Source organism: Maribacter sp. 2-571, from assembly GCF_050589625.1.
Classification (GTDB): Bacteria; Bacteroidota; Bacteroidia; order Flavobacteriales; family Flavobacteriaceae; genus Pelagihabitans.
In genome coordinates, this window is the sequence record NZ_JBNGOP010000010.1 from 1 (window position 1) to 23,142 (window position 23,142).

Below are 23,142 nucleotides of genomic sequence, written 5' to 3' on the forward strand. Positions count from 1 at the left end.
ACAAACTCGACGTCATGTTCACGGCCTTTATCTATATCGCCCTGATTTTCGATGCAATTAGTGTTAACACGCCCTAGAAAACATATTGTTTATGCCGCTTCTTCCAGTAAGGGTCCGGATTCTTTGGAGGTATCCGGATTTCGAAGGTTTCGTAAACCGGTTTTTATGCGGTAGGTAATGTTAAAGAGTACGGGCACCACGATTAAGGTTAAAAAAGTAGCCACGATCAGGCCGAAGATTACCGTCCAGGCCAGGGGTCCCCAGAAAATTACATTATCCCCACCCATATAAACTTTAGGGTTTCCGGTAGCGAACAACGAAAAGAAATCGATGTTCAAACCTATCGCCAAAGGAATCAGTCCCAAGACCGTGGTAATGGCGGTCAAGATTACCGGGCGAAGTCTTGCCTTCCCGGCCTTGGTAATTACTTTGGTTACCTGCTCCATGTTCAAAAGGTCCTTGTCGTCCATACCCAGCTTTACTTTTTTACGGTCGATCAATATTTGCGTATAATCGAGTAGCACCACCCCGTTGTTCACCACGATTCCTGCCAAGGAAATAATGCCCATCATAGTCATCATGATCACAAACGACCAACCGGTCAGCATTAGGCCGCCAAAAACACCGATAAAACTTAGAAAGATGGCGATCATAATGATCAATGGTTTTGAAATGCCACCGAACTGGAAGATCAAAATCAACATGATCAATCCCAATCCGGAGAAGAACGCTCCCACCAAAAATTGCTGTTGCTTGTTCTGTTCCTCGATCTGACCGGTAAAGTCTATTTTAACGTTCTCGGGCAGGCCTTTGAAATCATTCATTTCTTCTTCGATTTCGGCAACGATGGCACCCGCATCACTAAAACCGGGTTTCAGCTGGGAGTAGACCGTTACGATCCGTTTTTTGTCCTTGTGCTTGATCGCACTAAAGCCGGATGAATTTCGCTGTTTGGCGACCGCCGATACCGGAACCTCTTTTATTTGCCCGGAAGCCTGGTCCCTAAAAATGATGTTTTGGTTGAAAAGGGCGTTACGATTGTAGCGCAGGTCTTCGTTAAAGCGCACATTGATATCGTAATCTTCCCCATCGACCTTATATACTCCGGCTTTTTCCCCAAATAGCGACCGCCGTAACTGCTGTCCTACCTGGCCTACGGAAACGCCTAGTTCCCCAGCCTTTTCGCGGTCGACCACAACTTGCATGGAAGGTTTGCTCTTATTGACATCTATCTTCAATTCTTCGATGCCGGCAATGTTTTTGGTATTGATGAAATTTCGGATATCCTCGGCGGTATTGATCAACTCCGTATAGTCTTTCCCCTCCAATTCGATGTTGATGGGATATCCTGCGGGCGGACCGTTATAGTCCTTTTCAACGGAAATGGCCACACCGGGATATACGCCCGTGAGTTCCTCTTGTATTTCCTTCCGTAGTTCCTCGGTATCTCGGCCGTCGCGGTATTTGAATTCCCGCATCGACACGGTAACCTTGCCCCGATGGGGCATTTCAGCAGATGAACCACCGTCCGTTTGAGGGTTCCCGGCACCTTCCCCTACTTGGGAAACGGCCGACTCTACCAGATAGTTAAAATCCCCATCCATGTATTTGGGCCTGCGCGTTACGGCATACACCCTTTCTTCGATTTCCTTGGTCAAGGCATCGGTTTTCTCGATGGAGGTTCCCTGAGGGTATTCGATGTATGCATAAATTTCGTTCGGGGTATTGTCCGGAAAGAATTCTATTTTGGTCCGCCCACTGCCGACCGACATGCCGAAAAGCATAAACACCGCGATCAGCATAATAAACGTGATGCCAAAATACCAATAGACATTACCGCCCCTCAGCGCATGTTTGATCCTGCGTTCGTACCAGTTTTCGAAACGGACCATTGTTTTACTTTGAAAACGGATCGCCCATTTTTTAAGTGCATACTTGTAGACCCAGAACAGGATCGCCGTAATGATCATTACACTTCCCAAAGCCCTCATGCTGCCACCAAAAATGAGAATGAACAGCCCAAAACCCCCCAAAATGGAACTAATACGGATCAGCTGTTTTACGGAAAGTTCTTTTTCCCCGATTTCCATATATTGGGAAACCAACATGGAGTTCATGAAAATGGCTACAAATAGGGAGGAGCCCAAAACTACGGATAACGTAATCGGAAAATAGATCATAAACTGGCCAAATATGCCCGGCCAAAGCCCTAAGGGTACAAATGCAGCTACGGTCGTTAAGGTAGATATGATAATGGGAAATGCAATTTCGCCGATACCCTTTTTGGCGGCCTCCGTACGGCTCATGCCCTCGCTCATCAATCGGTAAACGTTTTCGACCACCACAATACCGTTATCCACCATCATACCGAGGCCCATGATCATTCCAAAAAGGATCATGGTGTTCAAGGTGTAGCCCAAATTGTTCAATATCATAAATGACATGAACATCGACATGGGTATGGCGAAGCCTACAAACAGGGCATTTCGAAATCCTAAAAAGAACATTAACACGGTAACCACCAGAATGATCCCGAAAATAATGTTGTTTACCAGATCGTCTACCTGGTTCAAGGTCCTGCCGGAAGAGTCATTGGCGATGGTGATGTTTAAACTCGCCGGATAATAGTTTTCTTGTGCCTCCTTCACCAATTCCCGAACCTTGGTAGTGGCCTCGATCATGTTTTTTCCCGAGCGTTTTTTGATATCTAGCATCACCACGCTCTTCCCAAATTCCCGGGCATAGGTGGTTTTTTCTTCCTCATCAAAGGATATTTGGGCAATATCCTTTAAATATACCGCTCCGTTTTCCGATTTTACCACAAAGTCGTTCAGCTGCCTGGGATCTTTGATCTCTCCCAATATCCGAATGGTACGGCGTTGCCCTCCCGACTGGATGTTACCGGCCGACATGGTGGTATTTCCATTGCTGATTGCCCCGATAACATCTTGAAAGCTGATTTTTGCAGCCATCATTTTATAAACGTCCACAGCAATTTCAACTTCTTTTTCCTGGGCGCCGCGAATGCTGACTTCCTTTATTTGAGGAAGGTCTTCCACCTCGTCTTGCATGTATTCCGCAAACTCCTTCAATTTTTCCACCGGATAATCTCCGGTAAAATTGACGTTCATTATCGGGAATGATTCGGAGAGGTTCAGGTCGAAAACATTTGGTTCTACCTTTGCGTTATTGAAGGTAGGCCAATCCTCGCTGGCCTTTTCTCCGTCCACTTCGTCCTTGATTTTTTGCTTGGCCTGCTCCACCGTCAGCTCTTCATCGAACTCAATGGTGATTATGGAATAATCTTCCTGAGAAGTAGAAGTTACCTTTACCACATTGCTAACGTTCTTTAAGCGATCTTCTAGGGGATCGGTAATCAAACGTTCCACATCTTCGGCGGTATTTCCGGGATAAGGCGTGCTTACGTAGATTTTGGTTTCTACGATTTCCGGAAAATCTTCCCGGGGCATCGCAAAGTACGACTTGAGACCGAACCATAGGAATAGGGCGATCATTACATAGATTACCGACGGATTGTCTATTGCCCAGGACGATAAACGAAATTCCTTATCGGCGTTTTTCTTTTGCTTACTACTGCTCATAAGACCTCATCTTTTTTGATTTCCACTTTTTGGCCGTCCTTTACGCTCCTCGCACCTTCCTTCACTAGCTGATCCCCATCGGCAATACCGGAAAGTACCTCCACCATACTTCCCTGATTTCTACCAGTGGTAATGATCGATTTGTTCACGACCGCTTTGTTGTCCTCGCCGGAAGTATCGGCAACGTATACGTATTGCTGTCCTTCGGCGTTCTCGGAAATAATGCTTTGGGGGACTACCACGGCTTTCTCATTGGTATAGTCGTTAATGTTCACCTTTGCGGTCAGGTTCGGTTTAATGGTGCCGTTTTTGTTCGGTACCGGAATTTCCACGGTAAACGCACGATTGCTAGGGTTGATGAAATTTCCGGTCTGTCTTATTTTCGTTACTACCGTATCGCCCAATACCGGAAAGTACACTTGTGCTTCCTTGCCTTTTTTGATATCGCCAAGATAACTTTCGGGCACATCTACTTCAATGTACATATCGGAAAGGTTGACGATGCGGAACACCTCGGAACTGGGACCGGGCGATACTACCGTTCCTTGATCTTTGATCACATCGTCTATAATTCCGGAAAAGGGTGCCCGTATGGCAGATTTTCCCAATTGGCTCTGTACCTGTTTTACCGAGTTTTCATTTGCCTCATAGGTGGCCTTGGCCTGAAGGTATTGAATCTCGGAACCTATTTTCTGTTCCCATAGCCGTTTCTGGCGCTCGTAGGTGGTTTTGGCAAGTTCGGCCTGGGTCTTTAATTGTGCCAATTGGCTTCCCATACCTCCATCGTCAATGGATGCCAATAATTGCCCCTTGCTCACACGCTGTCCCTCTTTTACGTATACCCGCTGTAGGGTCCCTGACATTTCGGGATAGATCAACACGTTCTGCTTGGTTTTTACATCGCCCTGAAGTTCCAAAAAGTGATCGAACTGTTGCTCTTTTACGGGAAATGTGGTTACCAAGGGTAATTTTTCATTTCCGGCAAAGGTGGCAATGGCCGAGTCTAGCTGCTGTAGCTGATCGTCCAATTTTTTCTGTTGTTCGGAAAGTTCCGTCTTTTTGGTTCTGATCGCCTCCAAGTTTCCTTGCGCGATCAAATCTTCTATCGAAACGGCATTTTGTTCGCCGCAAGAAGAGAGCAGTAGAACGGCCGAGAGTGCGTAAAGTATTTTTCTCATGGTAACTTCTTTTTATTGTTCGTTGGGTGTTGTTTATGAATTATTCGTTTAGGATTACTTCCAGTGCGGTCTTTTTATTGATGACGTCCACCATAGCCGTTAGATAGCCCTGTTGCGCATCGTAAAGTTGTGTTTGGGCCTGTCGGAGCTCAAAACTGGTTGCGATACCTTCACTGTATTTTAATTGATTTTTTCTTTCGATACGTTCCGCGAGGCCCAAATTTTCCTTTGAGGTATTGTACTGTTCAATGGCCAACGTAAAATCACTTTCGGCCCGGGCCAGCTGCAACCGTATTTGTGCTTCGGCTTCTTGTAACTGTGTCTTGGCCTTCTCCAAGGCGATTTTGGCACGTTGGGTGGTTGCACTCCTACCCAAAGAGCTAAAGATCGGGATGTTCAGGTCGACACCAAAAGTGGAAAAATCGAACCATGGTTGACCGCTATCGAAAAAATTGAACTGTTCCCCAAAAGAAGAACTTCCATAATTTACAAAAGCGTCCAAACTGGGCAATGCACGGCTCTTGGCCTGTTTCCACTCGAAATACCGTTGTTCGTTCAGGTTAATGGCCAACTTATAGTCCACGTTGTTTTCAATGTTGAACACGTCGGCGGCCATTTCCGAGGCCATTTGTTTTTGCGCGAGGTCATCAAGTTGTTCCTCCAACGTAGTGGGTGCGTCTATCGCGATACCCATTATCAGGTTCAGCATCTGGAGGGTAATGTCCTGCAGACGTATGGCGTTCTTCAACTGGTTGTCGATGTTTGAGAGGGTAATCTGTAATTGCTCTACACTCTCCTCATCTCCCAATCCGTTTTCATAAATTTTCGTTGTCTCGAACAAGTTCTTTTCGAGGTTGGCCTTGTTCTTTTCCAGAATGGCGACGCTTTCCCTTGCCAAGAGTACGTTGCCATAGGCTTCGGTAACCGCTTTCCGTACCTCCAGTTGGGTCTTCTCCTTATTGTTGGTACTGTAACTCAAAAACGACTTGGTGGCCTGAACACCTACAATATAGGTGCCATCAAATATTTTTTGCCGTAACGTGCCGGTGGCGGTCAATGTTTGGGGTACACCAAAAACAACTTCAATGAACTCTCCCGGTGCACCTCCCGCAAGTTCGGCGGGAATCAGGGATATGGGCTGCTTCAATTGGTTCTGGTAATTTACGCCGGCCGATATCTGCGGTAGACCGGATGCGATGACCTCCCATTTCTGTTTTTGGGCGTCTATAATATCCCTGTCCGCGTTTATGGCGCTGTAGTTGTTTTCCAAAGCGAACGCAATGGCTTCCTCCAAGGTAAAACTATTGGTATTCTCTTGCGAATAGCCTATAGTCAATAAAAACAGTGCTATGATTTTTATACAATAACTGCGCATTATTCTTGATTTGAATTGATGATTCCGTTTAATATCTGTCTTCCTTTAGGCGTTACGATACCCCGTAAATGGTACTCTAAAAAATAGTCTTCCAAATCGGCGGCCTTAAACTTGCTCGAGGGAAATATTTTGTGGTCTTTTATGGCAAAGGCTCCGGAATAGTAAATTCGCGATACAAAATCTACATCAATATTGCTTCGGTAAATCCCTAGTTCCAACCCCCGTTTAATGTTCTCGACCACACTATCGAACATCAGATCGTATTCCTTTTCCCTTAGATCATCATAGATTTTGGGATAGTATTTTTGTAATTGATATTGTGGGGACGACTTTTCATCCTTAAGATGGAGCATTACAAATTTTTTAATCTCGTATAGTTCTTCGATCGGATTTTTTTGAACCGCTATGATATCGTTTATGCCCGATGATATTACTAAAAACAGGTTGGAGGTGCTTTCTTCCACCAAGTGCGTTTTGTTTTCATAATGGGCATAAATCGTTTTTTTTGATATTCCCATTTCGTTGGCGATATCGTCCATCGTTACGCTCTTAAACCCTAAGTTTAGGAACATGTCGGTGGCTTTGACCAAAATTTTTTCTTTCATAACGAGGGCAAATATAGCTAGGGAAACTTAAAACACAGTAAAAGTTTCCTGAGTTTTACTTTTTTTTAACGTTTTGTTAAAACCGCTCCTTGCCTATTTAAATCCCTTTTTTATTCGAAAATAGTGTCGATATCGCTTCCTCACAATGCAAAACTTTTGAACTGTCGGTTTTGGTGGATGAGGTGTGCCAACCAAAGCTGAACCGATTTCGTATAATTTTCCTTTTAGTGCTTTCAAACATTTTCATCTTCCTCATTTTTTGGTCCTTGCATTCTACCGACATAGGCTTCGTACGCTTTCTCCCCCTCTTCTGCCCAAAAGCGATCGTACATTTCCCATTTCCCATATTCGCTGTTACATCTTTTTCCCCAACGATTCCTTTTCCGTTCGTTCCTATGCTTGCCATTCGGTTTTTTTGGGCCACGGTCAAATCCTCCAAAAAGCAACTTTGCCATGATCAATATTCCCAATGCTTGCCAGTAGGTCAGTTGTTGAAGGGCAAAAATGTCGGGCATGAGCCAGTTCCACAAGCGCATAAAAATATAGGCGAAAAGCATAATGAATGCGAAGGCCGCCAGCACATAGAAAAATACCCGAACGGCTTTCTTAACTGTGCGTTCCACCTTTCCCTTTACTTGATGTTCGATATGTTCTTTCATGTCATTACTAATTTAAATTTTTTGTCTGTAACGTTTTATATAAAATGGATAGGGCCCTATGTCTTCTGGACATCAATGTCCCCGTGGAAATGCTCGTTTCCTGCGAAAGGGCCGTATAGGTATATCCTTCAAAATCGATGGCAATAACAACATCCCTATAATGCGGCTTCAAGTTCGCAATGGCCGATTTCAAGTTCTTTTGCATTTCCCCGGAATACGAATTGGCGGAAACCCCATAGAGCACTTCGGTAAACGCCACTAATTTCATTTCCATTTCGTCCTCGAAACCCACATGTTTTTTTCGTGTTCGCATCAAGTCTACCACGGCATTGCGAATGGCATTGTATACGTAACCTGCAACATTGTCGATCGGGGAAAGGCTATCGGCCCTTGAAAAAAGTTTAAACGCGACGTCCTGTACCACATCTCCCGCATCGCGGTGGGCGGCATCTTCTATTTTTGACGTCACATACTTTTTTAAGGAATGGTACTCCTCCTTAAAAAAAGCGTTTAACCTATTATGATTTTCGTTTTTAGAAACCATTCCCGTAATTTATTCGGCCGCCTCATTTATAGAGACGAAGGTTTTTCATTGTATTGCATCTTTTTTAAAAAAAGTGCTGAAAAAATAGCCCTTTTCCGTTTATACTTCAAAACAAAAAACGACCGTAGCTACTGCTATACTTGATTTTCCTTTTTCGTCCAAGGAAAAAATGATGGCTTTTTATTTGGGTAATTATAAAGCAAAAATGGTATAACCATTTTTTGACTCCTTCCATCTCGTTTTCACCTCAGGCGCATCAAAGACGTACCGTAAATTGTGGAAGATCCGTGCATTGACCGATTCCAAAAAAAGTTCCTTGCGCTGCGGTTGGAATTAAATGGGAATCCGACACTTCGGAATTTTAAAATAGGGCGTATTTTTGAAAAAAATGCGATTATGCACGTTATTGACCAATACCGAACCACCTTTACCGACTATTTGTCCCAAAAAACGCAAACGAAAGAACCGGTTAACCTATATGAACCGATTTCCTATATTTTAGAACTGGGCGGAAAGCGGCTACGTCCTATTTTAACCTTAATGGCCGCAGCACTTTTTGGTGCCGATCATCGTAAAGCTTTGGATGCCGCTTTGGGTATTGAGGTCTTTCACAATTTTTCGTTGGTACATGACGATATTATGGATGATGCACCCTTACGCAGGGGGAAGGCCACCGTGCATGAAAAATGGGATGTCAATCGGGGCATTCTTTCCGGTGATGCGATGCTTATTAATGCTTACCAATTGTTCGAAAGTTACGATGGCCCACTTTTTAAAAATCTGGTAGCCTTGTTCAGCAAAACGGCAATAGAAGTATGTGAAGGGCAACAATATGATGTCGATTTTGAGACCCGCGACGATGTTACCATTCCGGAATACCTTAAAATGATCGAGTACAAAACTGCCGTTTTGGTGGCTGCCGCCCTTCAAATGGGTGCCATGATCGCCGAGGCCGATACTAAAGCGCAGCGGTCGATCTATCAGTTTGGACGCAATTTGGGCATTGCCTTTCAGCTCATGGACGATTATCTCGATGCTTTCGGAGATCCCAAAACCTTTGGAAAACAGGTAGGGGGGGATATTATCGAAAACAAAAAGACCTATTTGTATTTAAAAGCACTGGAATTGGGTACCGCTGTCCACCGCAAGGAACTGGTCGATCTGTTTTCCATACAACCACAGGATCCGACCGATAAAATTGCCTCGATCAAAGAGATTTTTGAAACAAGCGGCGCGGCCGATGCCACTAAAAAAGCAATAAGCGACTACACAGAGGAAGCTTTCGCCGTTTTGGAGCAATTGCAACTGTCAGAAGATAAAAAAAGTATTTTAAAAACCTTTGGCGAAAACCTGATGCGACGGAAGGTGTGAGTTTTAGCGGAAAACAAGTACAAGTTCAAGCGTCAAGTTCAAGTTCATTTCGCTTACTACTTTGCACCGAATACTTCGTACTGCCTAAAAAAACGGATTGCTTCGCTGAAAGAACAGAGAGAACAGAACAAAGAAAATAGAACAAAGGCAAGTTTAAATTCATTCCCCTTTATACTGAATACTTCGTACTACTTGAGAAAAGGACCGTTCGTTTAGCTGAAAAAACAAAGAGAACAGAATAAAGACAAGTTAAATGTAAATTCATTGCTCTCAGTACTAACTACTTCGTACTAGATACTTTTTACCTACCCCCCAACCGTTCCTTAAAAAAGTCTTCTGATTATCGCTTTTATAAACGGTCCGCTCTTTACGGAGGTCATGTACCGAACGTCTTCAAAAAAGTTGGTTTCTTCATCCAAAAACTTAAAAATGAACTGTGGAGATCGGTTTTTAAAAAGGGTTTCAAAAACGGACTGCCCAATACTGTTGTCATGGCTCAATACATCGAGCAACAGCAGATCGTAATACCAAAATTTATTGCGGTACCGTAACTTTCTTAGGTCCGCCCCGCTCTTGATATATTCGAGCAAACGGGGAATTTTTTTCGCGGTACTCAAAAAGGTATATCCGGTGCTGGGCTTTGCCCAACCCCCGGCGGTGCCGATGTAGCGCATGTTTTTGGTGTGGTGTTCGCGAAATTCGTAGGCCGTCATCGGGATACTCCCCTTTTCAACATCGGTAATTTCATATTCCCCGCTGCCCAAGTTATTTTTCAAATACGCTTGTAATGCCGTTTCATAGGCATTCAAGGGCAATCGTTTTTCCGAAAACAAGGTATACTCTACCAAGGCCTCATTTTCCGAAAATGGCAGTATGTACATAAATCGGGTATTCCCTTTTTGCGGGATGGCGAAATCCATGTAGGTTGCGGTATCCGTTCGAAAAATGGGATTTTCCGTTTTTACGTACCACCCCACAAAATGCTGTTGCAACACGGGATACTTTTGCTGGGCCGTGATCATCTTATAATCGAAAATACTATTGAATACCTTTTTTGCACTGTAGGTGCCATCTACGGTAGTAACGGTTACTTTGGTCCCGTGATCTTCCGCCCGAAGTACCTCCTCTTGTTCAAAAACAATGTTGGAATACCCCTGTAGCCGTTCCTTGTAGGTTTTATAAAAGGTGATGCCCTTTATCATTTTATAGGAATAAGGGGCAATATCATACGTTTTGGAATGTGTTTTTCCACCAAAAAAAACTTTTGGCCATATCCGGTCTACAATGGGGTCGAAAGCACCGTTGCCTTTTTCCCAGAAACACCAGGTCCTGTCGTTGGTGTTTTTGGGGTCCTTATCCAACAACAAAATGGACTTATTGGAGAAGAAAACATCTTTCCCCATGGCGTCGGCAAGCATCAACCCTGCCGCACCGGCACCAATAATGATATAATCGAACATTTTTGAGTTGGACAAGGGCCTGCTATTGGGGTGTTAAAACTGGATTAAAAATAAGGATTTCAGCCATTAGAAATCAGTGTATCCCTAACTATTACTTTAGTTAATACGATAGCGCACTCCTAAAAAGGCGCGTATGCCCTGATTTGGTCCATATACATAGGAAGGATCGAAGGTCAACGCGTTAGGGTTATCCGCGGTAGCCACTGCGGCACCGTTGTTGTCAAAAACCACATTATTGTCGAAAGGATCGTTCGCGCGGGCAATGATAAACGGATTTCCGCGGTTGGGGGTCCAATCCAACAGATTTTTAACTCCTCCATAAATCTCCAAATTTTCAAGGCCTTTGTAGGTAAACTGCACGTTCTGTATGCTCCAAACAGGCGAATAATCGCTCCTTGGGTCGGTTTCCCCCAAGGTGGGCAAACGCATGGGACCGTAAAGATTTCCGGTGTAATCGACACTCAGATCCATACTCTTGAAAGTATACCCTACATTCCACGTTCCGGTATAGCTTTCGGTCAGTATTTGACGCCTTCGAATACCGTTTTCGGTCTGGCTCACGTCTTGAAAGGTAGCTCCCAAAAGGAATTTTAAGCCCGATGGAAACACCACATCAATATTAGCGCTTACCCCTTGGGAAACCGAAGTGCCGTCCAGATTGTCGTAAATGATCTGGTTGGGATCGGTATCGTAGTCCGGTAAAATGGCGTTGCTGAAATTGGTATAAAAAACGGAGGCGTCGATATTCGCAAAAGTGCCGTTGTCCCCATAAATTTTTTTTAGAAAGTTGAGGTTAAAGTTAAAGGACCGCTCCGGCTCCAAAGCCTCGGTAACGATAACATCGCGGGCCCCGGTCAGTGCGGCATGATCTTCCGTAAATAGGTTCACTACCCGAAAACCGGTACCGGCATTGAGCCGCAAAATGGCATTATCGCTTACTTTCCAACGATAGGCCGTTCGTGGCGTGTAAATATTTCCATGGCGTTTGTCATAATCGTAGCGTAGGCCCAAAAGCAATGAATGCCTATCGGCAAGTTGAATTTCATCTTGCATGAACAAACTGGGTATCGCTACCTCGTCGGCAGCTACGGTAGCGGTGGTATTATCATCATAAAAGTTGTACCGCAAGGCACTTCCGAAAAGCAGATCGTGCCGCCCCCATTTTTTGTCCCAGGTCAATTGTCCGAAACCGATACGCTGATCTGCCAAATATGGAACATTCCCATAAACCGAATTTTGATCGTGATCGTTATACGAAAAGGAGAACAGCACCTTTTCGGTTACGGGCAATTGATAGGTGCCGAGCACCTCCCATCGGCGGGTGTAAATACTTTCGCCATATATTTCGTCACCTCCCCGAAACTCGGGTGTCCATTGCAGTTCCCCGCCCCATCGATCTTCATAAAAAAAACGACCGGCCAAGGAAAAAACACGATTTTCGGACCGTTCAAAATTCCATTTTTGAAAAACGGAAATACGGTCTTGCAGGGTGAGGTCGGTAAAATTGTCCCCATTATTGTCGATTAACTCGTCATAGTTGAAATAGTTGACCCCAAGCAGCATGTTGGCTTTTTCGCCCACTTTGATTTTTGCCCCAACATCCAGGTTGTACTCTCCCCAACCGGTGAGGAAGGTGTCCGCAAAAAAATCCGGTGCTTCAAGGGCATTTTTGGTAATAATGTTGATCAATCCGCCTACGGCTTCACTACCGTATAAACTGGAAGCGGGACCTTTTACGATCTCGATCTGTTCGATAAGGGAATTGGGTATTCCCGATAGGCCATAAACGGTGCCCAATCCACTAACTATGGGCATACCGTCGATCAGCACCAGGGTATAGGGTCCCTCTAATCCGTTAATATGAATATCCCCAGTGTTGCAAACGTTACAATTGATCTGTGGTCGCACACCATTCACGTTCTGTAGGGCTTCAAAAATGCTGGCCGTCGGGTTCTGTTTTAAAAAGGTAGGACTGTACACTTCCACCGGAACAGGACTATCGGAACGGCGTACCGCCTTTAAGGTTCCGGTAACCACCGTTTCCTCCAAAAGTTCCGCAGCTGCCGAAAGCGAAATCGAAACGTTGAGCGATTCGTTTTCCAAAATGGAAACTGTTTTTGAAAATGGACGATATCCGATTACGGTTACCTTTAGTTCATATTGCCCTACCGGCACATTTGGGAGAAGAAAGGCTCCATCCTCTTCGGTGGCGGTACCCAAAGCGGTTCCTTTTAAGTGCACATTGGCAAAAGGTACCGGCCCCTGATCATCCACGACCAAACCGCGCAAGGCTCCTTTTTGTGCGCTCAATGAAAAAGATACAAGCAATAACAATAATAAAATGCCCAAGTTATGGCGGCATCTTCTTTTTTCGAACATTAAAAATAATTTTTAGGCAAATCTAAATATTTGTTTTTACATATAAAAATGTATTTTTGTCAAAAGTAAAATTACATGACCCTTTCGGAGGAGGATTATATTAAGGCCATTTATCATTTGGGCAAAGGCGAAAATACCGCGGTATCGACCAATGCGATAGCCGAACAAATGGCCACCAAACCGTCGTCGGTAACCGATATGATCAAAAAGTTATCGGAAAAGGGCGTGGCCAATTATCGGAAGTATAAGGGGGTAAGCCTAACGGAATACGGCCAGAAAATTGCACTTACCCTAGTGCGCAAACACCGGCTTTGGGAAGTGTTTTTAGTGAACGAACTCGATTTTTCTTGGGATGAGGTCCACGAAGTGGCCGAACAACTGGAGCATATTAAAAGTGAGAAACTGGTCGATCGTTTGGACAAGCTTCTCGGTTACCCGCAAGTAGATCCCCACGGCGATCCTATCCCTTCCAAGGAAGGGGAATTTAAAAAGGCGGTCAAAAAACTATTGAACGATATCCCCATAGGTACCAGTGGTATTTGTGTCGGGGTTAAAGATTCGTCCGCACCCTTTCTCAAATTTTTGGACAAGAACAATATTGCCTTGGGGGATACCATTTCCATAGTGGACAAAGAGGAATTCGACGGCTCTTTTATGATCCGCATCAAGGACCATGATTTGCACATATCACATCAAATTGCCAATAACCTTTACCTTAAAATAACCGAATGACCATGGAAGCGATCATTTCCTATTTTGAATCCATCGACCCTATTTTAGCGGCCTTTTATGCTACTTTGTTTACCTGGGGACTTACCGCGGCAGGTGCCGCATTGGTTTTTTTGTTCAAAGGCATGAACAGGGCCTTGTTGGACGGTATGCTCGGTTTTACCGGAGGTGTTATGGTCGCGGCCAGCTTTTGGAGCCTGCTCGCTCCCGGAATTGAAATGAGTTCCGGTGAGGGTTTTGTAAAAGTGATTCCCGCGGCAGTCGGTTTTTTGTTGGGTGCCGCTTTTATTTTCGGATTGGATAAGGTACTGCCCCACTTGCACATCAATTTTAAGGAAAGTGAAAGCGAGGGGATTAAAACCCCTTGGCACCGAACAACGCTATTAACGCTCGCGATCACGCTCCACAACATTCCGGAAGGCCTTGCGGTAGGGGTGCTTTTCGGTGGCGTTGCGGCCGGGTTCGAAGGCGCCAGTATCGGGGGTGCCGTAGCGCTGGCATTGGGTATCGGTCTTCAGAATTTTCCAGAGGGTTTTGCAGTGGCCATGCCCTTGCGCAGACAGGGATTGAGCCGGACGAAAAGTTTTCTATACGGGCAAGCCTCCGCTTTGGTGGAGCCGATCGCCGCCGTTTTAGGGGCGTGGGCCGTGCTTACCTTTGAACCCATACTTCCGTACGCCCTATCTTTTGCCGCTGGGGCAATGATCTTTGTGGTAGTGGAGGAGGTCATTCCCGAAACCCAACAGGACAAATACACCGATATCGCCACCATGGGCTTTATTGCCGGCTTTATAATTATGATGATGCTGGATGTAGGACTGGGGTAGTTAACTTTACAAGTTCAAGGGACAAATTCAAACTCAAACTCAAACTCAAATATCAAATTCAAACACAGGCTCAAGAGCCAAATTCAAGCCTCTTGGTACTAACTACTTTGTACTAAATACTACTTATTTGAAAAAAGACCGCTGCGCTTAAAAAAAAAGAACAAGGACAAAGGAACCTTTCCGCCAATCCAAAAAATGGATGTCATGTCGAGCCTGTCGAGACACCTGTACCAAATTCAAACTCAAATATCACAAACACAAGCTCAAGCTCAAGAGTCAAGTTCAAGCCTCTTAATACTAACTACTTTGTACTAAATATTTATTTGAAAAAAGACCGCTGCGCTGAGAGATAAAAGAGCACAGAAAAAAGAGAATAGAAAAGAGAGGAAACACAAGTTCAAACGATACTTTTTACTAACCACTAACCACTAACCACTAACCACTAACCACTAACCACTAACCACTACCAGCAGCCAACTTCCAATTAAAACAACACTTAGTCCAATACAAACTGAATGCCCAAGGTGGCGATATACGATCCAAAGGCCGTATCGCGGTCATACATGAAGTAGTTGATGTCTATTGCTTTAAGTCCAAATTTCCACAGCTGCAGTTTGGTAAAGATATCGGTGTACGAAACCCCTAGACCATACTGATTGGCAATGTATTCCGAAAGGTCAAAATCGGAGGTGTAAAATCGATCGGTACTCATATGTTCATCATAGGGCGCAAAATAGTCGGCTGCCGTTTGTTGGTAAAAACGATAGGAGGGCCGAACGGTAAACGCATCGGAGAGCATTATCGGCAACTCCAATCTGGCCGTGTGCGATGTAATGCCCCAATCATCAAAATAGTAGCGGTAGTAGGTCCGTAGGGCAATCGTTTCCGAGGCGAACCAGTTCAGACGCCCACCAAAGGCCACTTTAAAACGGTTCTCGGGAAGTTTTTCTATGTCGTCCGCCAAATGAAAACCTTCTAAAAACGTATCGGCAACATCCGAAAAGTATACCCGCTGAAATGGGGTGGACAGTAGACCTTCCTGTCGTACCAGATCCACCGTTAGCCCTCCTTGAACCTTTTGGTGCAAGATCTGCGAAAAACCAAGTTCTAGCGCATAGGTATTTCGTTTTTCATTGTCGAATTGGGCAAATTGTGGCGCATAATCGGTATTTCCGGTAAGTTCACTTTGGCGAAACGATCCAAAACCTCCCGTTGCGAAAGGCCTCAGTTCAGAGGGATAAATAGCGTCCCAAGCATCCAAAAATACCTTGGCATTTACGCTAATACTGGTATTTTTTTGATGGAACTGTTGTACGTATCCGCCTCCGAAACCAATGGAAAAATAGTCGTATTCCGAAGATACCGATGCCATACCCGACCATACCTTGTTCCGGTCTGCCGAAGTGTGGCTGTAACTACCCGTGAAATTCGCCCAGGTATCGGCCCTGGAAGCTCCCGAACTGGCAACGAACGCGTCGGCAGGTAGGCTTCCATCGAACGGATTTACGTTACTTGAGGAAGCAGAGGTATAGGCCGATACCCCGGCATCAATGGTCAATACATCATTGTCGTTCAAAGGAATGGAAACAACGATGCTTCCCGCGGCGTCCGTCAGTTCTTCGGTGCCGATACCCCCGGACACTGCCGCGTTTTCTCCCTCTTGGGCGTAGTAGCTCGATATCAGGTCGACTTCCGTACTTTCTAAAACCCGTTTGGTATAGGTCGGCTTGTCGGCATTGGTTCCCGTTTGGGCAAGGCACCCAAAACTTCCCGACCAAAACGATAGCGTCAGCACAATGGCCAGTTGGAACGGCGATACTATTTTTGGTTTAGTTGCACCCACAGCCGCCTCCTGTTTTACCTCCATTGGCACCTACCGCACCTTCACGGTACGATTGGGCGACCAAAACATGTCGGTTGCATTTTTTATCGGTCAGTTCCATCTCGGAATCGTTCAGGTAGGCTTTTTCATATTCCTTTACTACCAAGCAACTATTTAAAAAGGCCGCTGCGCAAACCGCCAAAAGGAGTCGTTTCATCATAGTTTTGCGATTTCTATTTCTTCGGATGCAAAAAGGGTTCCCTTGTCATCGATAATAATGCAGGATACCCCGGGAATTTGGGCGATTCGATTTAGCCCTACGGTTTTGCCCATTACAAAAATCGAAGTTGCCAAGGCATCCGCCAACTCCGCCTTTGGGGCGAACACCGTTACGCTCACCAGTCCGTTCGAAGGATATCCGGTGCGGGGATCGATAATATGGGAGTAGCGTTTTCCGTTAAAAACAACGTATTTCTCATAGTTTCCAGAGGTTACCACGGCACCTTCTGTTACCGGTAAGGTTCCGTACGCCTTTTGTTTGTCCATGGGGTTGGTAATGGCTACTTTCCAAGGCGCACCGTTAGGTTGCAGGCCCCAGGCGGTAATATCGCCCGAAGCGTTGATAATGCCCGAGGAAACGCCCATATCCCGCAATAATTTTTTGGCCCTGTCGGCGGCATATCCCTTTCCGATGGCGCCAAAACCGATCTTCATCCCGGACCGCTTTAAATATACCGCACTGTTTATTTTATCCAATTCCACGTTCTTGTAGCCTACCTTGGCTACGGAAGCCTTTACTTCTTCGCTGTTGGGCATCTTTTGCATACTTCCGTCGAACTGCCAAATGTGATCCATGGAGGCGTAGGTAATGTCAAAAGCACCATCGGTAAGTTGCGAAAGTCCCAAGGCCCGCTCGATGAGTTCGAACAGTTCTCGGTCCACCAGTACCGCTTTTTTTCCGGCATTTCTATTAATTTCCGAGGTTTGCGAATCGGGGTCCCATGAGGAAATCAATTTTTCGATCCGTTCCATTTCGTTAACCGCATTGGTAATATGTTTATCGGCAGCGGCGGAATCGGGAGCGACCACCGTAATCTCAAAATCGCTCCCCATCAACATAAGGGAGCGCTTAAACGTATTTTGCGACCAGCCGTAGGTGGTGATCAACATCGAAAAAATGACAACGAGGCGTTTCAATTGCGGTATTTATACGGTTCTGCCAAAAGCACTTTAGACTAATAACGAAGATTTCCATAAAGTAATATAAACCTAGGGATTTATCGCCACAAAAGATAGGGACACCGGCCAAAACGACCTGAAAACCTGCTAGCAAAGGTGTTCCGTAGACAAGAAATCGCGTTTGGCCATTATCGCAATTATAAGGGCACATGCTATTAGTTGTTCAAAAAAACCATACTTTTCACAAAATTTAGTTTCCCCCGAAGATACCTCCTACGATTATGATCAGAGTACCCATAGTCCATTTTTTAATGATGCTGGCCCTCATCGCTACCGGTTGCGGCCGCCATAAAGGCAAAATGGCCCAAACGGTTAATGAAGACGTTACCCCCGAACAAAGGAACTACCGCAATGACATGCGTGGTTTTATAAGGCAGATCAGCGCATACGCCAAGGCAAGGGATTCCAGTTTTTACGTGATACCCCAAAATGGGATCGAATTGGTCACCGATACCGGATATGCCGACGGAAGTCCCATTCTGCACTATCTCAATGCAATCGATGGAAACGGCCAGGAAAACCTGCATTACGGATATCATTCGGACAATAGCAAAACCCCAAAACGCAGTAAGGAATATATGAAGGGATTGCTTGCGGTTTCGCAGCGCGCGGGAAATACCATTTTGGTCATCGATTACTGTAGTTCGGAAAAAAAGATAGCGGATGCCTTCGACCAATCCTATAGTGAAGGCTATGTCCCTTTTGTGGCGACGGAACGAAATTTAACGGTCATTCCCAAGTTTGGCGAACGGCGTTATCGGGAAAATACAAGAAACATCCGTTCGTTGGCCGATGCGGAGAATTTTCTGTTTTTTTTGAACTACGAACGTTTCGAAAGCAAACCGGAGGTGCTTAACGCCATAGCAAGATCGAACTATGATATTGTTTTTATCGATCTTTTTTTTCACGATGGCACCACCTTTTCAGCAGAAGAAGTACAACGGTTGAAAACCAAGGCCAACGGCTCGGAGCGCTTGGTATGCTGCTATATGTCCATAGGCGAGGCGGAGGATTATCGCTATTATTGGAAAAAAGGATGGGCTACTAACAGGCCATCATGGTTGGAAAAAGAAAACAAAAGATGGGCGGGAAACTATAAGGTCCGGTATTGGGAGAAAGACTGGCAAGGCATCATAATGGGTAGCCAAAATGCCTACTTGGACAAAATAATCGATACCGGTTTTGACGGGGTCTACTTGGATATTGTCGATGCCTTTGAGTATTTTGAATCAAAATAAGGTTTTTTATAGTTCTTACGTTTATTATCCGAAAATTCGTATTAGGCATCTTGTAGATGAAACGAACACTTACACCTAAAAAACTTTAGCATTTTAGTGCTAATGGTTTTATTTACCATTGAATCAAAGAGAAATCAAGAGGTAAACAATTACACTGACCATTGAAACCTAAAATAAAAGTCCTTCTGATTGCAGAAGGTACGTATCCGTTCAATACTGGCGGTGTCTCCACATGGGCACACGATTTATGCAATAGGGTACGCAATAGCGAATACTACCTTTATTCGATCAACGCGGAGGTAGAGCTCGAACCGAAATATACGCTCAGCGATTCGGTCCGGAAGGTTATTCAGGTACCTATGTGGTCTCCCGAAGAGCCCTTCGATTGCGTGGATTACGATATTAAGTACTCCGAAATTTTAAGGGCCCGCGAATTCACTTCCGAAGCGGTCATTGCAGCATCTTTTGTTCCAAATTTCAAAACCTTTATTACCCATATCTATTCGGAAAAACATTCACCCGTTACATTGAACGAGTGCTTTTACAAAATGTGGCTGTTTTTTCAGACCCATGATTACAAAGTGGCCATGACCAGTGAAGCGGTCTGGAACGTTTTCTGTGAAACCTTGAAAACCGCGCTGCCAGAAGCGGAATTGCGCGATATGACTTTGGAGGACGTGACCACGGCAATGCGTTGGATCTATCGTTTTCTTATACCGATCGCCATCGATGTTCCCAAGGCCGACATTTCCCATGTGACCATTTCGGGTATTGCCGTACTTCCCGCGTTATCCTTAAAATACAAGTACGATACCCCCATTTTAGTAACGGAACACGGGGTGTTCATACGCGAACGACTTATCGCCATAAGCACTGCGGATTACTCGTACTTCCTTAAAAAAATGCTGATCCGTTTTTCGGAGTGCATCACCCGTTTGGTTTACTACCACGCCTCTAAAATTACTACGGTCAGTAAATTCAACATGGCTTGGGAGCGTTTTTATGGGGCCGATACCGCTAAAATAAGCGTTATCTATAACGGTGTGGACCATACCTTTTTTAAACCGGTGCCCAAACCGGAAGCGCTCAACGGAATTCCCACCGTAGTTGCCGCTGCACGGATTTTCGACCTCAAGGATATTTTTACGATGATCCGCACGTGCGCGGAAGTAAAAAAACAGCTCCCTACAGTACGTTTTTTAGTGTACGGAAACAAAGATGCCGTTCCGGAATATACGCTGGAATGCGAGGCGTTGATCGACGAATTGGGTCTTGAGGAACACTTTTTTCTCAAAGGATTTCACAGTAGTCCGGAAAAGTTATACGCCGAGGGCGACATATCGATACTTACGTCCATATCGGAAGGTTTTCCCTATACCGTAATCGAGTCGATGAGCTGTGGAATACCTGTGGTGGCCACCGATGTAGGGGGCGTTTCCGAAGCATTGGACGATACCTGCGGTTTTATTTGTAAACCGAAAGACGTAACGGAGATCGCCGAAAAGGTGGTACAGCTCCTTAAAAACAAAAGCCTCCGTAATTGGATGGGGGAAAATGCAAGAAACAAGATCATAGCGAATTTTACCATCGAAAGTTTTACCAGCGCTTTCGAAAAAACATACCAAGACCTTCATACGGACCAAAACAAAATCCCTAAAAAATATGCCTAACACAGCACGCTGAACTCGGTCTAGCTCCCCCATGCGAGAAATTAAAGAAAATATAGCCCGTACTACCGATCAATTGATCTCAAAGATCGGAAACCCCGTAAGCCCAATGGTCGTTTTGGCCGCCTTGGAGTCATTTGGCATTCGCGAAAAAGATGTTTTTAAGGATTTTGGTTTTGTCACCCTAATGGATCTTTCCAAGCATCTTTATCAGGAACTAAAGAACAAAGATCCAAAAACACTTCAAAACGATAACGAACGGGCCAAAAAACGGCGCAAAGAAAAACAATTGCCCGTTTCAAGTTACCTCTGGGTGAAGACACGTCTTTTTGCGCAGTTTTATCCCTTGGGCATATTTCACCTGTTGCCAATTTTTTTACAGGTGGCTGCCATCATTATTTTTGGGTACTCGTTGTGGACCTTTATCGGATTTAACATTGTGCAATCCACAGCAGTGGTAGCTGGCGTTATTTTAGGGTTGATCATTTCGGGGGGGTACGTGCAGGTTATGGGAAGGCAGGCCTCCTTTTATTGGCATCATCGGGAATATGTGAAAGCGAAAATGGTCATCGATAAAATTATCGGTTCAGGTATCAAGGGCATTTTATATACCTTTTTTGCACTGGCGTTGATCAATTTTTTTCTCTCTCTTTATCCCTCCTCTTTTGTGCTCATAACACTGTTTTATGCGCTTTTGATCGGGATGCTCTTACTTGTAATGGCGCCTTTTCATACCATAAAGAAACGGTGGGCCATATCGTTGGCCGTAATGCTGGCCACGGGTATTGCCTTGGCCCTCCATTTTTATACTAGCTTAAACGTTTACGTGACCCACTGGATCGGAATAGCATCGGCAATATTGCTGTCAAAGGCCCTTCTGGAGTATTTTTTCATGGGTAAAAAAGCCCGAACGGTATCCAATACCACAGCGCCCAAACAGCTCATGGTCATCTATCAAAACTACCCGTACTTTTTTTATGGAATGTTGATTTACATTTTTGTTTTTATCGATCGCATTTTGGCCTGGTCGGCCGACATGATGCTTACGCGACAATTTCTATTGCTATACGAGAAAGACTATGAAATTGGGATGGACTTGGCAATTCTCATGTTTTTTATGCTTGCCGGAGTTATGGAGTACGCCATTGCGGCCTTTAGCAAGTTTATGGACGTTTACCAGTCCAACACCCCGTTCTCGGAAAGAAACAATTTCAATCGTCGTTTTCGGTCGATGTATCGGGGCCATATTGCCATCCTTTTCATCACTGCCCTTGGTACCGCCGGACTGATCTATTTGGTAATAACACAACCTTGGGGATATGAAGCGCAATTCGGGGAAACCCTGAACCAGCTGAGTGTTAAGGTCTGTATTTTGGGCGGTATCGGATATTTTTTTCTGACTTGGGGGATGTTGAACAGCCTGTACCTCTTTACGCTTAACAGGCCAAAGAACGCCTTGAACGCCTTGGGTATTGCCTGTCTGGTAAATTTTGGAGTGGGTTTTTTGTTGAGCAGGTTCGTTTCCTATGAATATAGTGTATGGGGAATGTTGGTAGGCGCTCTTGTTTTTGCGGGCCTTACCATAAAGGAAACGGCCCATTTTTTTAAACGTTTGGATTATCATTATTATGCGGCTTACTAGTCTTTTTTACATCCTCCTTCCCCTATTGGCCCCTGCCCGGTCAAGCGCCGATGTGCCCGAGGATAAAGGACTTTTTATCGCTTATGGAAAATTAGATCCGGAGGAAATAAAGGGATATGATCTTCTTATAGTGGAACCACAGCACTATACCGAGGCGGCCATTCGGGACTTTAAAAAGTACAACAAGCGCGTTCTGGGATATCTAAGCCTTACGGAAGTGCACCCGAGCTCGGAAAGCTTTCAAGCGCTCCGCCCATTTTTGATCGAAGAAAATGTACACTGGGGGAGTCGGTATATCAATATTTCGGATAGCAACGCACAACAAATACTGTTACAAAGGGCCGCTTCCATATTGGAGCAAGGTTTTGATGGGCTGTTCTTGGACAACCTCGACAACGTATCGGTCTGGGGGCGTTTAACGGATAAAAAAGGGGTACTACTGCAAATGGTACAAAGCCTGAACGAAAACCACCCGAATGCCTTTCTCGCGCAAAATTCCGGGTTGTTTTTGGCGGACGAGCTGCGGGAACGGACCGATGCAATCATTATGGAATCGGTAGTGACCGAATACCGCTTCGACACCAAAGCATACGGGTTTCGAAAAGCGGCCGAAAAAAAACGGTTGGTGGCCGCTATCAAAAAAGCGGTTTCCAAAGGAGATCGGCCGGTTTACCTTATAGAATATGCCGACACGGCCCAAATGCGGAACAAGGTCGAAAGGGAGTTGCAGCGGATAGGTTTTCCCTTTTTTATTGCCAATATAAGCCTACAAGATGTTCCCCAGTTTAAAAAAATAAAACGATAA

Annotated in this window: 18 protein-coding genes; 7 read left to right on the forward strand and 11 right to left on the reverse strand. The window is 45.0% G+C overall.

Translation table 11 applies throughout. The annotated features are described in order from the left end of the window. Positions 1-89: 89 nt before the first annotated feature. The 6 genes from ACRD7P_RS08800 to ACRD7P_RS08825 all read right to left on the reverse strand — a co-directional run bounded on the left by ACRD7P_RS08800 (position 90) and on the right by ACRD7P_RS08825 (position 7,963). Positions 90-3,602: an efflux RND transporter permease subunit gene (locus ACRD7P_RS08800; protein ID WP_430907180.1), complete on the reverse strand. Its 3,513-nt coding sequence runs from the start codon at positions 3,600-3,602 to the stop codon at positions 90-92. Beyond that, positions 3,599-4,780 carry an efflux RND transporter periplasmic adaptor subunit gene (locus ACRD7P_RS08805; RefSeq protein WP_430907181.1) on the reverse strand — a complete coding sequence of 394 codons (1,182 nt, stop codon included), beginning with the start codon at positions 4,778-4,780 and terminating at the stop codon, positions 3,599-3,601. The genes ACRD7P_RS08800 and ACRD7P_RS08805 overlap by 4 nt, the downstream gene beginning before the upstream one ends. A 40-nt stretch (positions 4,781-4,820) precedes the next feature. Continuing rightward, positions 4,821-6,155 carry a TolC family protein gene (locus tag ACRD7P_RS08810; RefSeq protein WP_430907182.1) on the reverse strand — a complete coding sequence of 445 codons (1,335 nt, stop codon included), beginning with the start codon at positions 6,153-6,155 and terminating at the stop codon, positions 4,821-4,823. After that, the gene (locus ACRD7P_RS08815) at positions 6,155-6,760 is read right to left on the reverse strand and encodes a TetR/AcrR family transcriptional regulator (RefSeq protein ID WP_430907183.1); all 606 of its coding nucleotides are present in this window, start codon (positions 6,758-6,760) and stop codon (positions 6,155-6,157) included. Before ACRD7P_RS08815 ends, ACRD7P_RS08810 begins: the two co-directional genes overlap by 1 nt. A gap of 233 nt (positions 6,761-6,993) precedes the next feature. Then, complete coding sequence (locus ACRD7P_RS08820) at positions 6,994-7,419, reverse strand: hypothetical protein (protein WP_430907184.1); 426 nt, start codon at positions 7,417-7,419, stop codon at positions 6,994-6,996. Positions 7,420-7,426: 7 nt separating this feature from the next. Continuing rightward, positions 7,427-7,963, reverse strand: coding sequence for an RNA polymerase sigma factor (locus ACRD7P_RS08825; protein ID WP_430907185.1), 537 nt, complete (start codon positions 7,961-7,963; stop codon positions 7,427-7,429). Between the two features lie 396 nt (positions 7,964-8,359). Here ACRD7P_RS08825 and ACRD7P_RS08830 point away from each other — a divergent pair, with 396 nt between their 5' ends. Beyond that, positions 8,360-9,334 carry a polyprenyl synthetase family protein gene (locus ACRD7P_RS08830; protein WP_430907186.1) on the forward strand — a complete coding sequence of 325 codons (975 nt, stop codon included), beginning with the start codon at positions 8,360-8,362 and terminating at the stop codon, positions 9,332-9,334. Positions 9,335-9,657: 323 nt separating this feature from the next. Here the strand turns inward: ACRD7P_RS08830 and ACRD7P_RS08835 are convergent, their stop codons facing one another. Both ACRD7P_RS08835 and ACRD7P_RS08840 read right to left on the reverse strand, forming a co-directional pair. Beyond that, positions 9,658-10,809 carry a lycopene cyclase family protein gene (locus ACRD7P_RS08835; RefSeq protein WP_430907187.1) on the reverse strand — a complete coding sequence of 384 codons (1,152 nt, stop codon included), beginning with the start codon at positions 10,807-10,809 and terminating at the stop codon, positions 9,658-9,660. Between the two features lie 81 nt (positions 10,810-10,890). After that, positions 10,891-13,173: a TonB-dependent receptor gene (locus ACRD7P_RS08840; RefSeq protein WP_430907188.1), complete on the reverse strand. Its 2,283-nt coding sequence runs from the start codon at positions 13,171-13,173 to the stop codon at positions 10,891-10,893. Positions 13,174-13,248: 75 nt separating this feature from the next. On the opposite strand from ACRD7P_RS08840, the gene ACRD7P_RS08845 reads away from it, so the two are divergent. Continuing rightward, a complete protein-coding gene (locus ACRD7P_RS08845) occupies positions 13,249-13,905 on the forward strand; it encodes a metal-dependent transcriptional regulator (protein ID WP_430907189.1) in 657 nt (218 codons plus the stop codon). Between the two features lie 2 nt (positions 13,906-13,907). Next, complete coding sequence (locus ACRD7P_RS08850; protein ID WP_430907190.1) at positions 13,908-14,729, forward strand: ZIP family metal transporter; 822 nt, start codon at positions 13,908-13,910, stop codon at positions 14,727-14,729. Between the two features lie 496 nt (positions 14,730-15,225). Here ACRD7P_RS08850 and ACRD7P_RS08855 read toward each other — a convergent pair whose 3' ends face one another. From ACRD7P_RS08855 to ACRD7P_RS08865, 3 genes are read right to left on the reverse strand one after another with little or no spacing between them, the layout of a single operon-like run. Beyond that, on the reverse strand, positions 15,226-16,572 hold the full coding sequence (locus ACRD7P_RS08855) for a DUF3570 domain-containing protein (protein ID WP_430907191.1): 1,347 nt from the start codon (positions 16,570-16,572) through the stop codon (positions 15,226-15,228). Beyond that, positions 16,559-16,768 carry a DUF4266 domain-containing protein gene (locus tag ACRD7P_RS08860; protein WP_430907311.1) on the reverse strand — a complete coding sequence of 70 codons (210 nt, stop codon included), beginning with the start codon at positions 16,766-16,768 and terminating at the stop codon, positions 16,559-16,561. The genes ACRD7P_RS08855 and ACRD7P_RS08860 overlap by 14 nt, the downstream gene beginning before the upstream one ends. Continuing rightward, complete coding sequence (locus ACRD7P_RS08865; protein ID WP_430907192.1) at positions 16,768-17,748, reverse strand: FAD:protein FMN transferase; 981 nt, start codon at positions 17,746-17,748, stop codon at positions 16,768-16,770. The genes ACRD7P_RS08860 and ACRD7P_RS08865 overlap by 1 nt, the downstream gene beginning before the upstream one ends. A 263-nt stretch (positions 17,749-18,011) precedes the next feature. Between ACRD7P_RS08865 and ACRD7P_RS08870 the strand changes: the two genes are divergently transcribed. The 4 genes from ACRD7P_RS08870 (at position 18,012) to ACRD7P_RS08885 (ending at position 23,142) form a co-directional block, all read left to right on the forward strand. Then, positions 18,012-19,028, forward strand: coding sequence for an endo alpha-1,4 polygalactosaminidase (locus ACRD7P_RS08870; protein ID WP_430907193.1), 1,017 nt, complete (start codon positions 18,012-18,014; stop codon positions 19,026-19,028). A 161-nt stretch (positions 19,029-19,189) separates the two neighbouring features. Then, entirely contained in the window at positions 19,190-20,698 is a 1,509-nt protein-coding gene (pelF, locus tag ACRD7P_RS08875; protein ID WP_430907194.1) for a GT4 family glycosyltransferase PelF, read from the forward strand. Between the two features lie 31 nt (positions 20,699-20,729). Further along, a complete protein-coding gene (locus ACRD7P_RS08880) occupies positions 20,730-22,337 on the forward strand; it encodes a hypothetical protein (protein ID WP_430907195.1) in 1,608 nt (535 codons plus the stop codon). Next, positions 22,324-23,142 (forward strand): endo alpha-1,4 polygalactosaminidase, encoded by an 819-nt coding sequence (locus ACRD7P_RS08885; protein ID WP_430907196.1) that lies wholly within the window; start codon positions 22,324-22,326, stop codon positions 23,140-23,142. Before ACRD7P_RS08880 ends, ACRD7P_RS08885 begins: the two co-directional genes overlap by 14 nt.

Coding starts and splice junctions, on each gene's coding strand:
- ACRD7P_RS08820 (WP_430907184.1), bottom strand. CDS start 7,419: ATGAAAGAACATATCGAACATCAAGTAAAGGGAAAGGTGGAACGCACA.
- ACRD7P_RS08805 (WP_430907181.1), bottom strand. CDS start 4,780: ATGAGAAAAATACTTTACGCACTCTCGGCCGTTCTACTGCTCTCTTCT.
- ACRD7P_RS08845 (WP_430907189.1), top strand. CDS start 13,249: ATGACCCTTTCGGAGGAGGATTATATTAAGGCCATTTATCATTTGGGC.
- ACRD7P_RS08810 (WP_430907182.1), bottom strand. CDS start 6,155: ATGCGCAGTTATTGTATAAAAATCATAGCACTGTTTTTATTGACTATA.
- ACRD7P_RS08870 (WP_430907193.1), top strand. CDS start 18,012: ATGATCAGAGTACCCATAGTCCATTTTTTAATGATGCTGGCCCTCATC.
- ACRD7P_RS08840 (WP_430907188.1), bottom strand. CDS start 13,173: ATGTTCGAAAAAAGAAGATGCCGCCATAACTTGGGCATTTTATTATTG.
- ACRD7P_RS08800 (WP_430907180.1), bottom strand. CDS start 3,602: ATGAGCAGTAGTAAGCAAAAGAAAAACGCCGATAAGGAATTTCGTTTA.
- ACRD7P_RS08860 (WP_430907311.1), bottom strand. CDS start 16,768: ATGAAACGACTCCTTTTGGCGGTTTGCGCAGCGGCCTTTTTAAATAGT.
- ACRD7P_RS08850 (WP_430907190.1), top strand. CDS start 13,908: ATGGAAGCGATCATTTCCTATTTTGAATCCATCGACCCTATTTTAGCG.
- ACRD7P_RS08885 (WP_430907196.1), top strand. CDS start 22,324: ATGCGGCTTACTAGTCTTTTTTACATCCTCCTTCCCCTATTGGCCCCT.
- ACRD7P_RS08825 (WP_430907185.1), bottom strand. CDS start 7,963: ATGGTTTCTAAAAACGAAAATCATAATAGGTTAAACGCTTTTTTTAAG.
- ACRD7P_RS08815 (WP_430907183.1), bottom strand. CDS start 6,760: ATGAAAGAAAAAATTTTGGTCAAAGCCACCGACATGTTCCTAAACTTA.
- ACRD7P_RS08830 (WP_430907186.1), top strand. CDS start 8,360: ATGCACGTTATTGACCAATACCGAACCACCTTTACCGACTATTTGTCC.
- ACRD7P_RS08880 (WP_430907195.1), top strand. CDS start 20,730: ATGCGAGAAATTAAAGAAAATATAGCCCGTACTACCGATCAATTGATC.